Source organism: Acrocarpospora catenulata (assembly GCF_018476525.1).
Lineage (GTDB): Bacteria > Actinomycetota > Actinomycetes > Streptosporangiales > Streptosporangiaceae > Acrocarpospora > Acrocarpospora catenulata.
The window spans coordinates 52,623-67,967 of sequence record NZ_JAHCST010000037.1 but is presented as its reverse complement, the minus strand read 5'-3'; the positions used below and the strand labels follow the sequence as shown (position 1 = coordinate 67,967).

The window sequence follows — 15,345 nt, the reverse complement described above, 5'->3', positions numbered from 1 at the left end:
GCTCGAGCCACGAAACCCCCAGGTCAAGCACTACGGCTAAGCACCCCACAGGCGTGGATGTTCGCAGGATCTCTTCATCTCCTCGGCATCTGCTGCGCGGGTTTTGTCGGTGGGGCGATCTAAGGTCCCGGCCATGACTTCAGCGACGCAGGCGTACACGTACGCCGCGCCCTCCTCCCTTGTCGATGGTCGTCTCGGATTGGCGACCTCCGGCGGGCGGGCCCTGTCCGGCCCGGCCGTGGCCCCCCGGTTCTTCAGCGGCGTGGTGACCCAGGCGGCCCCCGCCGCGGCTGCCCTGCTCGGCGTCGCCGATGTGGCGCTGGCCCGTTACCACCAGCCGCAGGCGCGGCCCGGCTGGGTGCGCGACCCGGTGGTGACATGCAATGGAGACCGGTTGCGGTTCGAGTCGTTCTCGGCCTGTGGCGGCGTGTACGCCCGGCTTGATCTGCTGAACGGCGCGCTGGACGGCGAGGTGTTCGACCGGGGCACCACCAACGTCGACGTGAACGCGCCGCTCCGGGAGGCGCTGGCGCGCATCGGCGCGCGTGACCCGTTGCACCTTGGGGTCGGGCTCGACGAGCTGGTCGTGACCACGATGGACGGCGCGGTGGTGGAGAAGAAGGTGCCGCTGCCCGAGCGCTGGTTACGAGGCTTCGCCGAGGTGCAGGTCATCGCCTCGGGCATGGACCAGCGCGGTGAGCTGACCGGCATGGCGGCGGTGCGGTTCCTGCGCGGGCTGCCCAAGAAGGGCATGGTGTGGGTGGCCCAGGCGGGGCGAGACCTGAAGGTCTCCGACCGTCAGGTTCCGGGCTCGGTCCAGCTCGCCGGCCCCAACCGGCTCGGCACCCTCCTGCCGCTGCTGCGCTTCGCGAAGTCCCTCCGGGTGTACGGCCCGGCCGACGCCGCCTCCAGCGCCTGGGAGCTGGAGCTGCCGGGCATGCGCTACACGCTCACCCTCTCGCCCGAGCGCTGGCGCGGTTTCTCCGGCGAGGGCGCGGTGCTCGACGACCTGGCCACCGACGAGGCCGAGAACGACGCCGACCTGGTGGGCATGTTGCTCAACTTCGAGCCCGAGGTCGAGATCGGCCTGCTGGCCGACCGTGCGGGCATCCCCGCCGACCGGGTGCGGGCCGCGCTGACGCAGCTCGGCGTCGCCGGCCGAGTCGGCTACGACCTGTCGGAGGCCGCCCACTTCCACCGTGAGTTGCCCTATGACAAGGACAACGTGATCCTGCTCAACCCGCGGCTGGCCAAGGCGCGCAAGCTCGTCGACGCGGGCGCCGTGCGCCTCGAAGGCGAGTTGGCCACCGTCCACACCTCGGGCGGCGCGCGCCGGGTCTCGCTGGCCGACGGCTCCTGCACCTGCGAGTGGTGGTGGGACCATCGCGGCTCCCGTGGGCCGTGCAAACACGTGCTGGCCGCCCGGATCGTCGCCCGCACCGCCGTGGAGGTTTCCCGATGACCCTCTGGACGGAGATCTGTGATCTGGTCACCCGCAACCAGGTCACCCGCCTGGCCGACCGGCTGGTCACGCTCACCGAGGAGGAGCGCGCCGAGCTGGGCGGGCGGTTGCCCGGCCTCGTCAAGGAGCTGCGTCGTGCCCGCACCGAGCAGGTGCGCGCTCAACATCCCGACGACTTCGAGGAGATGGCCGCCTGGGAGGTCGGCGACCTGCTCGACGAACTGGCCGCCGCGCTTCTGCTGACCGGTGTCGGCGTCATCACCGGACCGGCGGCCGCCGTGACGTGGATGACCAGCCGCGATGTCAACCGCCGCTGGGCCGAGGGCCCCAACGTCGCTCAGGTGTGCCGGGTGGCGGCCACCCGGCCCTGGGAGTGGCGTCGCGATGTCGCGGTCCGGCTGGCCCAGCGGGTGCGCCGTCCCGGCGACCGCATCGCACCGCTGGCCGTGGCGCTGCTGCGTGAGTCCGGCGCCGTGCCGCCGGACCACGACCCGCTGGTGGCCGCCTGGCTGGCCGCGCCGAGCGTGGCCGACGACCCGTTGACCCCTGTGCTGCTGCCTCGTGTCTTCGACGCCGACGGCGCGGGCCGTGCCCTCCGTGACGAGCGGCTGGAGCCCCGGCCATCTCGCTGGCTGGCCGCCGCCGCCCGCGAGCTGCCCAGGGAGCAGGTGCTTGACGGTTGCGTGAGCCGTTTCCTGCGCGGCGGTGAGGCGCAGGACCTGCGGTTCTTCGTCCGGCTGCACATGCTCCTCGACCCCACGCCCGCGGAGTCCGCGCCCCGCCTGCGCGACTATCTGCGGTTGTTGCCCTCGGCTCCGGGTACGGTCGCCGAGCTGGCCGCCGGGCAGGTGCGCGGGGTGATGCCGCTTGACCACGCCGACCTGGTCGAGGCGGTCGACGCGCTCACCTTCCGGGATGAGGCCAAGCTCGCCGCCACGGGCCTGCGCTGGCTCGACCAGGCGATCCGGGCCACGTCCGAGGCGGCCGCCGATTTTGTGACCGCGCTGACCACGGCGTACGCGCACAAGTCCTTCGACGTGCGCAACCGCGCGGTCGAGCTGACCCTGAAATACGCCGACTTGTTCGCCGACCACGCCGAGGCGATCCTCGACGGCGTCGGACACCTCCCCGCCGACCTGGGCGCGAAGTTGGCCGAGCAGTTCGGCGGGGAGACACCGATCGAGGAACTGCTGGAGCAGAGGGAGTTCCCGCCGCTGCCTGAGCTGCCGGAGGCGCGGCGGTTCCCCGAGCCGTCGATCTCCCCCAACTATCACGAGCGTTGGATCGGCCAGGAGCGCTGGCTGGCGGCCTTCGTCGCCGGGATCGCCGACGACCGGGCGAAACTGCGCCGCAAGCTCAAGCCCCACGTCGAGCAGGACCAGGGTTACTGGCGGTCCGAGAAGGTGCGTCTTGACCCCGACGACTGGCAGTCGGCGCTGTCCGCCGAGCTCGTCACTCCCGGGAGCGTGCCGGAGTTGCCGCCGTTTGGGCCGGAGAAGTTCTGGGACGGCGGCAACCACTCCGTGAGGGTGCGCGCCCTCACCCGTGGCGAGGAGCCCGACCCGGAGCCGAGGCCCCGGCGGATCACGGTGGGCGGCGCCTACCGGCCTGGCCGCTACCTCGACGACGACACCCCGCTGCGCGCCTTCTTCATCACCTGGACCAGCGACGACGGCCCTGACGGGGCGGTGGCCCACGAGGGCGACCGGCAGATCCCCTTCGCCAAGGGCCGGATCCACCTGAACGGCTCTCCCACCGACGTCGGGCAGCCGTGGTATGACGACGACGAGATCTGCGACGACACAATGCCGGATAGCCACCATCCGGTGCGGACGAGGCCCGGCGTCTTGTACGACGACTCCGTGGAGGCCATGCCGTTCTACATCCTCAACCTCGCCTACGAGCACATGGCCGAGCTCGGCGTGGACCCCGCGCGGATCGCGGCGATGCGGGCAGGGGAGCAGGTGCCCCCGCCGAGCCCGGGTGAGCCGCTCGTGCAGGTGACCGTCGTCTTCGTCCCGCCCCGGCTGCGTTCCTTCATGCCCAAGGAGCTGCCCGAGCACGACGAGTGGCGGCGGCGCAACCAGCTGCCCCACCCCAATCGGGTCTCCCCGCCCCACGACTTCCTGCTGCACCGCTACGCCGAACTCGCCGAGGCCCTCCGCAACGGCACCCTGCCGCCGGTGCTGCTGGCCACGCCGACCTGGATGAGCGGCCACCTCGACCCCGACGTGCTGGTCGACCGGCTGGAGACCTGCGCCGCCGCCGGCGTGGAGCCACCCCCGGCCGACCTGGCGCAGGCGCTGCTGCGGTTGCCCCGGGGCAGCCACCAGGCCGCGGCCGACCGGGCCGCCAAGGTCGACTCGGAGGCGGCGCGCTCGGCCGCCCGCTGGCTCGCCGGTGACGGTATGGCCGACCCCGAGTGCGGCCACGTGTGGCGCCACATGGTGGGCGCGTCCATGGTCGAGTTCGGCGACGGAGAACCGGAGCACTTCACCGAGGTCAGGCTGCAGCCCGTGTTGCGGGTGACCGCCCCGACCGGCCATCGGCTGATCGACGAGGTGCTGCTGCGTCAGCCGTTCGACCGGACGGTCGACAAGTCCAGAGGCCTGCTCCGGGCGTGGCCCGCCATGCTGCCCTCGCACCGCGAGGTCGTGGCCGTCAACTTCCTGCCCTACCTGCTGCGCGGCTACTGGGGCGCGTCGGTGACGCCGACGGAGATCACTGGCCTGGAGATCGCCCAGGGCCCGGTGGACGAGTCCACGGCGGTGATCCTCGCCTTCCTCCTGGCCGGCGGCGTGGACGGCATGATCCCACTGGTGCTGAGCATGGCCGCCAGGGGCGAGTTGCCCGCCGAGGCGATCGGCCGCCAGCTCGCGCTGGTGCTGCGCCGCACCTGGCGGGAGACCCGCCCGGCCATCGTGGCCCTGACCGAGCTGGCCGACGCCGGCGGCCACCACGAGGTGTGGCGCATCCTGCGCGCCCTGCTGCCCGGGATGTTGCCAGGCGAGGGGCAGCGCATCACCGTGACCCACACCGAACTCGTCGCCTTCGCCGCCGACGTGGCGCGCTGGACCGGCGTGCGCGGGGAGATCCCGGTCGTCGCCGAGTTCGCGCGGAGCCGCCGGACGATCCGCTTCGTCCACGAGTGCAAGCGCCTCCACACCCAGCTCACCGGAGCCACGTCATGACCTCTGACGACGTCCGTACCGAGATCAGGAATCTCGTGTTCAACCGCGACGCCGAGGGTCTGGCGTCGCGGTTGCCGAAGCTCACTGACGCCGAGCGGGCCACCGTCGCCGCCGAATTGCCGGGCCTGCTCGCCGAGCTCCGCGAGAGCCCGCTGCTGGCCGCCACCGTCGGCTGGAACGCCTTCGACTGGACGGGCAACGACCAGGTCACCGGCCTGTCCGAGGTGCTGATGATGGTGGGCGCGGCGACCATTGCCGGGCCGGCCGGGGCGGCCACGTGGCTGATGAAGCGCGACCTCAATCCCCGCTGGTCCGGTGCGCCGAGCCCGCACCGGCTGGTGAAGGCGGTCTCCGGTCGCCCGGTGGCCTGGCGTGCCGATCTGGCGGTACGGCTCGCGCGCCGCATCCGCCGTCCCGACGACCGGATCGTGCCGCTGGCCCTGGAACTGCTGCGCGACGGCGAGGTCACTCCACCCGACCACGAGCCGCTGGTGGCGGCCTGGTTGTCGGCGGTGGGCGTGGCCAAGGACCCGCTCACGCCCCACCTGCTTCCGAAGATCTTCGAGGCGGCCGGCGCGGGCCGGGCGCTGGTCAACGAGACGCTCACTCCGAAGCCGTCCCGCTGGCTGGCCCTGGCCGCCCGTACGCTGCCGCGCGAGCAGATCATCACCGGCTGCGTGAGCCGTTTCCTGCTCGGCGGGGACGCGCAGGACCTGCGTTTCTTCGTCCGGCTGCACACGCTCGTGGCGCCCACGCCGGAGGAGTCGGCTGGGCGGCTGCGCGACTACCTGCGTCTGCTGCCCGCCGCGCCGGGCCCGGTAGCCGAGCTGGCCTGGCAGCAGGTGCGCCAGGCGCGGCTCGATCCGGCGGATGTCGCCGAGGCCATCGAGGCGATGACCTTCCGCCAAGAGGCCAAGCTCGCCGTGAAGGGCCTGACCTGGCTCGACCGCGACCTCGCCACCACACCGGAACGTGTGGCCGACCACGTCACCGCGCTGACCAACGCGTACGCGCACGCCTCTCACGAGGTGCGCGACCGCGCGGTCACCCTCACCCTCAAGTACGCCGACCACCTCACCGACCCCGCCCCGATCCTGGAGGCGGCCGAACTGCTGCCTCCGGCCTCAGCCCGGCAGCTCTTCGAGCGCTTCACCGAAGGCTGGACCAGCGACTTCACCCCCGGCCGCCTGCCCGAGGCCACCACCCCCGGCCCGTTCCCCACCTCCGGCCTGGAGAGCGGCCCGCCGGAGGAGATCGGCTGGATCGACGTCGAGGCGTGGCTGGCGGCGGTCACGCGGGAGGCACATACGAACCCGGACTCCCTGAAGGAAACGCTGGCCCGGCGGTTCGGCGAACACCTGCGGCCGGTGCTCTACGACGCGCCGACGTGGCAGTCCCCGCGTGACTGGTGCACCGCGCTGGCCAGGGAACTCGTCAACCCCGGCGAAGATCCGGGGCCGCCCATGTCCCGTCCGCCGAGGCAGCGCCCGTCGTACCGGAAGACGATCTCCGAGGAGCAGCGGGCCGACGCGGAGCATGCCTTCCCGGGCCTGTCCGGTGGCCTCGGACAGGCTCTGTACGACGGCATGGTGAACGTCGCGGCCACGGCCTTCCAGCTGTTCCCCGGCCTCCGCACGATCGTCCCGCTCCACGAGATGCCCGACTACGTACAGGAGGAGATCCTGCGGACGATCGACGTCCAGACCGACCTCTACGACCCGGAGGCGCGACCTGCGCCCGCCTCCTGGAACCGCCTCCGCCACCTGCGGGAGTGCGCCCGCCCCCACGCCTTCCTCCTGTCCCGCCTCGACGAACTCCTGCGCGCGGCGAAGGCCGGAGCCCTGCCCCCGGTACTGCTGGCCACCCCCACCCGCGCCGACGGCCACCTCGACCCCGAGACCCTGCTCAACCGCCTGGCCGTGTGCGCGGAATCCGGCTGCGAACCGCTCCCGCTGGACCTGGAACAGGCCCTGTTACGCCTCCCGCCCCACCCCGCCCCCGACCTGGCCGAACGCGCGAAGGGCATCGGCTCGGCGGCCGCTGCGGTGGTGGCCCGCTGGTTCGAGCGCGGCGCGCCTCCATCCCCGGAGGTGGAGCTGACCTGGACCCTCGACCTCGGCTCCCGCGTCGTGCCCTACGACGACCACGTCCTCGACCAGCGCGGCATCGCCAACGTGAGCTGGCAACCCGTGGAGCCCACCGGTCTCGCCCACCTCGACGCCCTGCTGACCGTGCCTGGGATGCGCCCGTTCCGGCGCGGGTCACGTCACTTCTGGCCCGGCATGACGCCCTACCATCGGGAGCTCGCGGCGGCCCATCTGGCGATCGGTCTGATCGACCGTTTCGACCCGCCCGACATCGCGATCGACGACCTCCGCAACCTGGCCCTGGCCGAAGGCGCGTCCGGCCCGGCGACGGCTCTGGTCCTGGCCTACTTCCTTACCGTGGAGGGTGACGACGCGGTGCCCCCACTGCTTCAGCTGGCGGCCAAGGGCGCGCTTCCCGCCGTCGAGACTGGCCGCCTGCTGGGCCTGCTCGGCCGTCGTACCCGCTACGAGGCCGACCGCGCGTTGCCCTCACTGGAGCTGGCCGCCAAGCAGGGCGCGCACGCCGAGGTATGGACGATCTTGCGCCACTTCCTGGCCGTCTTCCTCCCGAGGGAGGGCGAGCGGGCCCAGCGTCCGCACACCGACGCCGTCGTACTGGCCACCGAGATCGCCACGTGGGTCGGCGCGCGGGGCGAGATCCCCGAGGTGGCCGCCCACGCGAAGAAGCGCGGTTCGACCTCGCTGATCCGGGCCTGCCGGAGCCTCCACCAGTTCCTGACCCGGGAGGCCTGATCGGCTCAGCGGCGGCGGAAGGGGGCGACGGTCTGACGGACCTGGTCGGCCGCGCCCCTCTTAATCCGTAGTGCCCTATCCTTACCTATCCCGATAGCCGCCGGGTGACAGCGTGAGTCATCGTGGGACACATGTGAGTCACACCTGGACTGGGCGTGCCCCCTTTGTGGCGCGAGCCGTCTCGGCGTCATGCTGGTGCTCCGAGCAGGATGCGGTTCACCACGTCTTCGGCCGAATGGTCCTCGGGTAGGCCGTCCAGGAAGCCGACGTCTTGGCCCAGGGTTACCAGGGCGGGCTCGGCGTAGCCGTCGGCGCGATGTTGGGCCAGGCCGATGGCGGCGAGTAGGCCGTTGCACAGGCAAAGGCGGTCGGCTGTCTCCTCCTCAGGTCGTCCCTTGCGGATGTAGGTTTCGATCGGCTCCGCTGGGCAGCGGTAGCCGATGGCGCCGTCGGGCCTGGTGTACGGCACGCGAAGGTAGCCGAGGTCGCACAGTCGAGGTCGGGCGGCGTAGACGTCCGGGTCGGACAGGGTGCCCGGCAGGTCGGCGACCTTGAACGGGAAGCCGGTTGGCGAGGCCCGCGGATCGTTGCGCACCGTCAGGTCGCCCTGGGCGATGCGGCGGAGCAGGAGGCGCCGCAGTTGCGGGTCGAGGCCCGATTCGCGGCAGAGTGCGAAAGCCGAACCCACCTGGACCCCGGCGGCTCCTGCCGCCCTCGCCCGTGCCAGGCCGTCCGGCGTGCCGTAGCCGCCGGCCAGCCAGAACGGCAGCTCCAGTGCGGCGACCTTGGCGGTGTTGGCCTCGTCGCGCGGGCCGTACACGGGCTCGCCGACCGCGTCGAGCCGCATCTGCCCTCTGGGTGGTGCGCTGTGTCCGCCCGCCACCGGTGATTCCAGTACGAAGCCGTCCGGACGGGTCTGCGGTGACCGCGCCAGGTAGGCGGCCAGGACGTGCGAGGAGACGATCGCGAGCAGCCGGGGACGCCGGACTGTGGGAAGCCTCCGGCCGAGCAGCCGTTCCGGGTCGAGGCCCACGGAGTGCCGCGTGTCCTCCGCGCCCGCCACGGTCACCGAGATCTCGGTCGGTCGATGTGCCGTGAGATCGTCGAGGAGGCGGGGGATCTCCGCGGGGATCCCTGCGCCCATCAGCACGTAGTCCACGTCGGCGAGCATCGCGCCATAGACGGCCGCGGGCGTGGCCATCTGGATCTTCTCCAGGTAGTTGATGCCGACGAGGCCGGTGTGCCCCTCCTTCGCCAGCATGACTTCCACGTAGTTCGCCACCACGGTCAGTTCGTCCCGCAAACGGTTGTGCCGCAGCCCGACCCGAGGGATGGGCCGGTACGGCACGCCGGCACCCGAACCACCCGGGACGAAGTAGCGGCCGACGACCCGCTCGGCGATCTCGGGCACCGGGAATCCGGCCAGCGCCCGATGCACGTGGCCACCCGGGTCACCGAGCTGCAACCGCCTGGCCAACGTGACGTCCAGGGCGGTTCCCGACACCACACCCAGCTGCCCGGTTTGCGCCACCGCCCGGGCCAGCCGCCATCCGGATACGCCGACGCCCATCCCGCCCTGGATGAGGACCGGCTGCGGCTCAGACACGCTGACCCCGCGCCTGGTCCGCCCCCGCCGGCACGTCGAGGTCGCGTTCGACGGTCGTCAGGATGTGCACAACGTCGTCCTCCGCTATGACCGCTAATCCGTCGGAGTCGCTGACGTGCTGTAAAAGCTTCCGCGTGAGCCTGATGCTCCGTTCAGTGTCCAGCCCAGCGGCTCGGGACACTTCGCTCAGCTCCCGGATGGCGCCGTCGTGGTCGGTGAACAGCTTGGCCACGTGGTCCTGGCCGGCGATGGGGACCAGACCCGGATACATGGACCCCTCCGTGGCCGACATGCACGACACCAAGGTCCTGACTCGAGCCACATCCCCCAACCGGAAGGCGCCCACCAGGGCCAGATCACGGATCTGGCGGTGCTCGGCGCGGAAACCATGGGTGGGGTAATCGGTGATCGACACGGTGTCGTCCTTCGAATCTCCAGGCAGTGGACGAGTCCTGAGTCCACCACCGGTGAAGGTGACGCTCCAGGGACAAAGGTCCCTAATCATCCGGGTCCGGGGTCCTTGATGGCTGAGCCACTGACGCGAGCCCAAACTGACGCGTATCTTGACCGCACTGCTGAAAGGAATGGGACGATCAGCGTTGGTCAGTCCGGCCGCCACGCGAAGCGTCAGCGCTCCTATCCATGATCAGCGGGCGCCCACCCGCCGGGCACGGAAAACCAGGCCACCACTTCCGGATTGGCTATTTGGGACAGGCCACGCCCAGGGCATTGTGATCGGATGCCGTACTCAAGCTCTGACGATAGAGACATGCCGCTGGCCGACCTGCTCGGTGACACCGCCCAGGCGGCGATCACCTATCTCGACTCCGCTCGCAAGCGCCGCGTAGACGCCGTTGCGACCTGCGCCGAAATCGTGCGGCGTCTTCCCGAAAGGCTTCCCGAGCAGGGGGAGGCACCCCGGGAAGTGCTGCACCGCATGATTGACGACTTCGACGACGGCTTGGTCACCAGCACCGGCGGACGGTTTTACGGCTGGGTCGTGGGTGGTTCGCACCCAGTCGCCGTCGCCGCCGACTGGCTCACCTCGGCGTGGGATCAGCTCGCGACGATGCCGGACAGTTCACCCGCTGCCGCCGCGGCCGAGCGCGTCTCGTTGTCCTGGCTGCTCGACCTGCTCGGGCTGCCTTCGTCGGCCTCGGCGGCATTCGTGACCGGCGCGCAGATGGCGAACTTCACGGGGCTGGCCGCTGCCCGGCACGCGGTCCTGAGCGCCGCCGGCTGGGATGTGGAGCGGGACGGCTTGTTCGGCGCGCCACGGATCACCGTCCTGGCCGGCCGGGAACGCCACATCACGATCGACGGCGCGCTGCGCTATCTGGGCCTCGGCTCGGGGTGTGTCACACCCGTCGACGTGGACGACCAGGGCCGCGTGGAGCCGGACGCTTTCGCCAGCCTGCTGGCCCAGGTCGACGGTCCTTTGATCGTCTGCCTGGGAGCCGGGAATGTGAACACCGGCGCCTTCGACCCCTTTACGGAGCTCATTCCGCTGGCCCGGCAGCGCGATGCCTGGGTGCACATTGATGGCGCGTTCGGGCTCTGGGCGGCGGCGTCACCCATGTGCCGTGAGCTGACCAGAGGTGCGGAACTCGCTGATTCCTGGGCAGTGGACCTGCACAAGTGGCTCAACGTGCCGTACGACAGCGCCGTCGTGGCGGTGCGGGATCGGCAGGCGCACGCCGCCGCGCTCGGTGTGGTCGCGAACTACGTCGCGTCGCCCGGTGACGACGTCGTGCAATTCCACCTCGCCCCGGAGTTTTCCCGCCGGGCTCGCGCGTTCCCCGCTTACGCGACGCTTCGCTCCCTCGGCCGTACCGGCGTGGCCGCCCTGGTGGACCGCTGCTGTGCGCTTGCCCGCGAAGCGGCCGCCTTGCTCGACGACATACCCGGGGTCACCGTCTGCAACGACGTGGTGCTCAACCAGGTGCTGGTGCGCTTCGCCGATCCGGAGGCGACAGCTCGGATACTCGCGGCGGTACGCGCCGGCGGCGAGGCGTTTCTCACCGCCAGCGCTTGGCAGGGCCAGCCGGTCATGCGGGTGGCCGTGTCGAACTGGCAGACAACGAGTGAGGACATCGCGCGGATGGCCGCGGCCGTAAGGCAAGCCGTCCAGACCTGATGCCGCAGGGCTTGGTGCTCGGTAGTTCCGAGCACCAAGCCCCTGTCAACCTCGACGGTCAGGCGGCCGAGGTGGTCGCGGGTGAGGGGGAGGCCGGAGTACGGCCCAGGTCCTCCGTGGGGATTCGGTACGTCTCCCGGGTGGTCGCCACCGCGACCGCGCTGATCGCGCACAGGATGGCGGTGAAGATGCCCACGCCGACCCACCCCTGCAGGCCCAGCCAGCCCTCGGGAGTGACGATGCCCGCTGCCGAAGCGACCGCGAAGCCGGCGACCGCGAAACCGATCTGGGTGCCGATCGCCATGCCGGAGAGGCGGTCGCCGGTGGTGAACATCTCGCCGTACAGGGCGGGCCAGATGCCGTTGGAGGCGCTGTACACGACGCCGAGGGTGGCCATGCCGACCAGGAAGATCACCGGGTAGCTGCCGGAATTGATCGCGGCCAGGTACGCGAAGATCATGATGGGGCTGCCGATCGCGCCGACCAGGAAGACCGGTTTGCGGCCGATCCGGTCGGACAGCTTCGCCCACAGCGGGATGGCGATCAGGGCGACCGCGTTGGCCGCGCTGCTGACCCAGAGCATGGTCGCGCGGTCCAGGCCGATCTCGTCGCTGGTGGCGTAGCTGAGGGCCCAGACGGTGAAGATCGTGCTGACGGTGGCGATCAGGGCGGCGCAGACCACGCGGAGCACGCTGGTCCAGTGGTCGCGGAAGAGGAGGGCCAGCGGCATCCTGGCCACGGTTCCGGCGGCCACCGACTGGGCGAAGGCGGGGGTTTCCTCGACGCGGCGGCGGATGACGTACCCGGCGACGGCGACCACCACGCTCAGCCAGAACGGGATGCGCCAGCCCCAGCTGAGCAACTGTTCCTCGGGGAGCGCGGCGACGGGGATGAAGACCAGGGTGGCCAGGATCTGTCCGAACTGGGTGCCGTTGAGGGTGAAGCTGGAGTAGTAGCCGCGGCGGTCGGCGGGGGCGTGTTCCAGGGTCATCGAGTTGGCGCTGGCCTGTTCGCCCGCTGCGGACAGGCCCTGGAGCACGCGCAGGAGGACCAGGAGGGCGGGGGCCAGGCCGCCGATCTGGTCGCGCGAGGGGAGGCAGCCGATGAGGAAGGTCGAGACGCCCATCAGGATGAGGGTGAAGACCATGATCTTCTTGCGGCCGAAGCGGTCGCCGATGTGGCCGAGGACGAACGCGCCGACGGGGCGGGCGGCGTAGGCGACGCCGAAGGTGGCCAGGGACTGCAGGGTCGCGGTCGCGGGGTCGGAGGCGTCGAAGAAGACGTCGGAGAAGATCAGGGCGGCGGCGCTGCCGTAGATGAAGAAGTCGTAGTACTCCAGTGCGCTGCCGATCCAGGCGGCGACGGCAGCCTTGCGCGGCGTGCCCTGCTGGGTGCCGGGGGGATGATCACTCACGACTGCTCCCTGGGGGGTGTGATCCGGGATTGTTACGAACTAGATAGTTCATTAACAGGTGGAGTTCCTGCATGGTGCAGTGAGCGTCCTCAAGTGTCAAGAGCTGAAATTTTGCGGATGAGCTGGTCTTATGGGGACTTGGTGGGTGGTCGTGAATGGTTGCTAACTCACTAGTTCGTACATAGGAAGGGGCCAGGCGATGACCTCCTATTTGATCGGGTTGATCGGGTCGGGTATCGGGCCGTCCCTCAGCCCGCTGCTGCACGAACGGGAGGCCGGCTTCCACGGGTTGCGCTACCTGTACCGGGTGATCGACATCGACGTGCTCGGGGTGGACGCTGAGGCGGCGGGGGACTTGGTCCGTACCGCGCAGAGGTTGGGGTTCGACGGGTTCAACGTCACGCATCCGTGCAAGCAGACTGTGATGACGGTGGTGGACGAGCTGTCCCCGGACGCGGCCGCCCTCGGTGCGGTCAACACCATCCTCTTCTCCGGAAACCGGGCGATCGGCCACAACACTGACTGGACGGGCTTCGCCCAGGCCCTCACCCGGGGACTGCCGGACGCGCCCAGACGCAGGATCGTCCAGCTCGGCGCCGGAGGTGCGGGGGCCGCGGTAGCGTACGCGCTGGTCACGCTCGGCGCCGAGCAGATCAGCGTGGTCGACGCCGACCCCCGCCGCGCCAAGGCGCTCGCGGAGCGGCTCGGCGGAGGCCGGGTCCGGGCCGCCGATCTTTCCGACCTGCCCCAACTGGTACGGCAGTCCGATGGCCTGGTCCACGCGACCCCGACCGGCATGGCACACTCCCCGGGCATGCCGCTCCCCGCGGACCTGCTCCATCCCGGCCTGTGGGTGGCCGACATCGTCTACCGCCCGATGGAGACCGAACTCCTCCGCGAGGCCGAACAGCGCGGTTGCCGCACCCTGAACGGCGGCGGCATGGTCGTGTTCCAGGCCGCCCACGCCTTCCGCCTGTTCACGGGCCTCGAACCGGATGTCGAGCGGATGTTCGCCCACTTCACCGACCTGGTCACGGCCTGAGATGCGGACGTCCATCGCGACCGTGTCGGTCAGCGGCACCCTGGCGGAGAAGCTCACCGCGATCGCCGCCGCCGGGTTCGACGGCATCGAGATCTTCGAAAACGACCTGCTTGCCTCCCCGATGTCCCCGTCGGAGGTCCGGCTCAGGGCCGCGGATCTCGGCTTGAGCATCGACCTCTACCAGCCGTTCCGCGACTTCGAGGCAGTGCCCCCCGACCTGCTCGCCGCGAACCTGCGCCGGGCCGAGCACAAGTTCCGCCTGATGGAACAGCTCGGCGCGGATCTGCTGCTGGTCTGCTCGAACGTTTCTCCCGCGGCGATCGGTTCCGACGAACTGGCCGCCGACCAGTTGCGGCTGCTGGCGTCGCGGGCCGCCGAGCACGGGATCCGGATCGCGTACGAGGCGCTGGCCTGGGGGCGGCACGTCAACGACTATCTGCACGCGTGGCGGATCGTCGAGCTGGCAGGGCATCCCAGTCTGGGGACCTGCCTGGACAGTTTCCACATCCTGTCGCGCGGCTCCGATCCCATCGGCATCGCGGCCATCCCCGGCGAGAAGATCTTCTTCCTGCAGCTCGCCGACGCGCCCCTGCTCGCCATGGACGTTCTCCAGTGGAGCCGCCACTACCGCTGCTTCCCTGGCCAGGGCATGTTCGATCTGCCCGATCTGGTCGGTCGCGTGCTCCGCGCCGGATACACCGGGCCGTTGTCGCTGGAGGTCTTCAACGACGTGTTCCGGCAGGCCGACGCCGGCCGTACCGCGCTGGACGGGCGGCGGTCTCTACTGGCCCTGGCGGATTCCGCCCTGCCGCCGCAGATCGTCCCTACCGGGTTCGCCTTCGCCGAGGTGACTGCCGGTGATCCCGCGCCGCTGGGAGATCTGCTGGGTGTCCTTGGATTCGTTTGTACGGGTTCCGGTGAAGAGGTGTGGGAGCAGGGTGGTGCGCGCCTGCACCTGCGGACGGCCGGTGACGCCGGCCCGGCGCTTACCGCGATCGGCCTGGAGAGCCCCGATCCCGCGGGATCCGTCAGACGCGCGGAATCCCTGCTCGCCACCGTGGTCCAGCCGAACGCGATCGCGGCGCCCGACGGCACCCGGATCGAGTTCTGCCGTTCCGGCGACCTCCCCACGTCCGGAAATATCACCCATATCGATCATGTGGCGCTCGCCCAGCCCTGGCTCAATTTCGACGAGGCCGCGCTCTTCTACCGCAGCGTCCTCGCGCTGGGCCCGCAGCAGAGCCTGGAGGTCCCCGACCCGTACGGCCTGCTGCGCAGCCGCGCCATGCACGCGGGGCCCGTCAGAATGGTGCTCAACGTCGGCGTCCACTGGCAACACCTCGCCCTGGCCTGCGACGACCTCGTCACCACCGCCCGCGGCCTGCCTCCGGAGCTCGTCCTCCCCATCCCGGCCAACTACTACGACGACCTCGACGCCCGGTACGACCTCGACCCCGAGCTGCGCACCCTCGGGATCATGTACGACCGCGACGACCACGGCGAGTTCCTGCACCTCTACACGATCACCATCGGCCGGGTGTTCTTCGAACTCGTCCAGCGCATCGGCGGCTACCAAGGGTACGGCGCGGTGAACGCCCCCGTCCGGCTGGCCGCCCAGCACGCCCGGGAGGGGGATGCTCCTGCTAAGTAGGA

General features: G+C 70.6%; 9 protein-coding genes. 6 read left to right on the top strand and 3 right to left on the bottom strand.

The features are described from left to right. Positions 1–133 precede the first annotated feature (133 nt). The 3 genes from KIP79_RS29870 to KIP79_RS29860 are packed head-to-tail and all read left to right on the top strand — an operon-like array spanning position 134 to position 7,493. Positions 134–1,462, top strand: a complete 1,329-nt coding sequence (locus KIP79_RS29870) for an SWIM zinc finger family protein (RefSeq protein ID WP_214108281.1) — start codon at positions 134–136, stop codon at positions 1,460–1,462. Beyond that, positions 1,459–4,653: a DUF7824 domain-containing protein gene (locus KIP79_RS29865; protein ID WP_214108280.1), complete on the top strand. Its 3,195-nt coding sequence runs from the start codon at positions 1,459–1,461 to the stop codon at positions 4,651–4,653. Before KIP79_RS29870 ends, KIP79_RS29865 begins: the two co-directional genes overlap by 4 nt. Continuing rightward, positions 4,650–7,493, top strand: coding sequence for a hypothetical protein (locus tag KIP79_RS29860; RefSeq protein WP_214108279.1), 2,844 nt, complete (start codon positions 4,650–4,652; stop codon positions 7,491–7,493). The genes KIP79_RS29865 and KIP79_RS29860 overlap by 4 nt, the downstream gene beginning before the upstream one ends. Before the next feature lie 187 nt (positions 7,494–7,680). Here KIP79_RS29860 and KIP79_RS29855 read toward each other — a convergent pair whose 3' ends face one another. Together KIP79_RS29855 and KIP79_RS29850 are read right to left on the bottom strand one after the other, a co-directional pair. Further along, a complete protein-coding gene (locus KIP79_RS29855; RefSeq protein WP_308169960.1) occupies positions 7,681–9,099 on the bottom strand; it encodes a nitronate monooxygenase in 1,419 nt (472 codons plus the stop codon). Beyond that, positions 9,092–9,514, bottom strand: coding sequence for a hypothetical protein (locus KIP79_RS29850; protein WP_214108278.1), 423 nt, complete (start codon positions 9,512–9,514; stop codon positions 9,092–9,094). Before KIP79_RS29850 ends, KIP79_RS29855 begins: the two co-directional genes overlap by 8 nt. A gap of 354 nt (positions 9,515–9,868) precedes the next feature. Between KIP79_RS29850 and KIP79_RS29845 the strand changes: the two genes are divergently transcribed. Beyond that, positions 9,869–11,236, top strand: coding sequence for a pyridoxal phosphate-dependent decarboxylase family protein (locus tag KIP79_RS29845; protein ID WP_214108277.1), 1,368 nt, complete (start codon positions 9,869–9,871; stop codon positions 11,234–11,236). Positions 11,237–11,294: 58 nt separating this feature from the next. Here KIP79_RS29845 and KIP79_RS29840 read toward each other — a convergent pair whose 3' ends face one another. Further along, the gene (locus KIP79_RS29840) at positions 11,295–12,650 is read right to left on the bottom strand and encodes an MFS transporter (protein ID WP_214108276.1); all 1,356 of its coding nucleotides are present in this window, start codon (positions 12,648–12,650) and stop codon (positions 11,295–11,297) included. Between the two features lie 199 nt (positions 12,651–12,849). On the opposite strand from KIP79_RS29840, the gene KIP79_RS29835 reads away from it, so the two are divergent. Both KIP79_RS29835 and KIP79_RS29830 read left to right on the top strand, forming a co-directional pair. Then, a complete protein-coding gene (locus KIP79_RS29835; RefSeq protein ID WP_214108275.1) occupies positions 12,850–13,692 on the top strand; it encodes a shikimate dehydrogenase in 843 nt (280 codons plus the stop codon). Position 13,693: 1 nt separating this feature from the next. Then, entirely contained in the window at positions 13,694–15,343 is a 1,650-nt protein-coding gene (locus KIP79_RS29830; RefSeq protein ID WP_214108274.1) for a bifunctional sugar phosphate isomerase/epimerase/4-hydroxyphenylpyruvate dioxygenase family protein, read from the top strand. Positions 15,344–15,345: the final 2 nt, after the last annotated feature.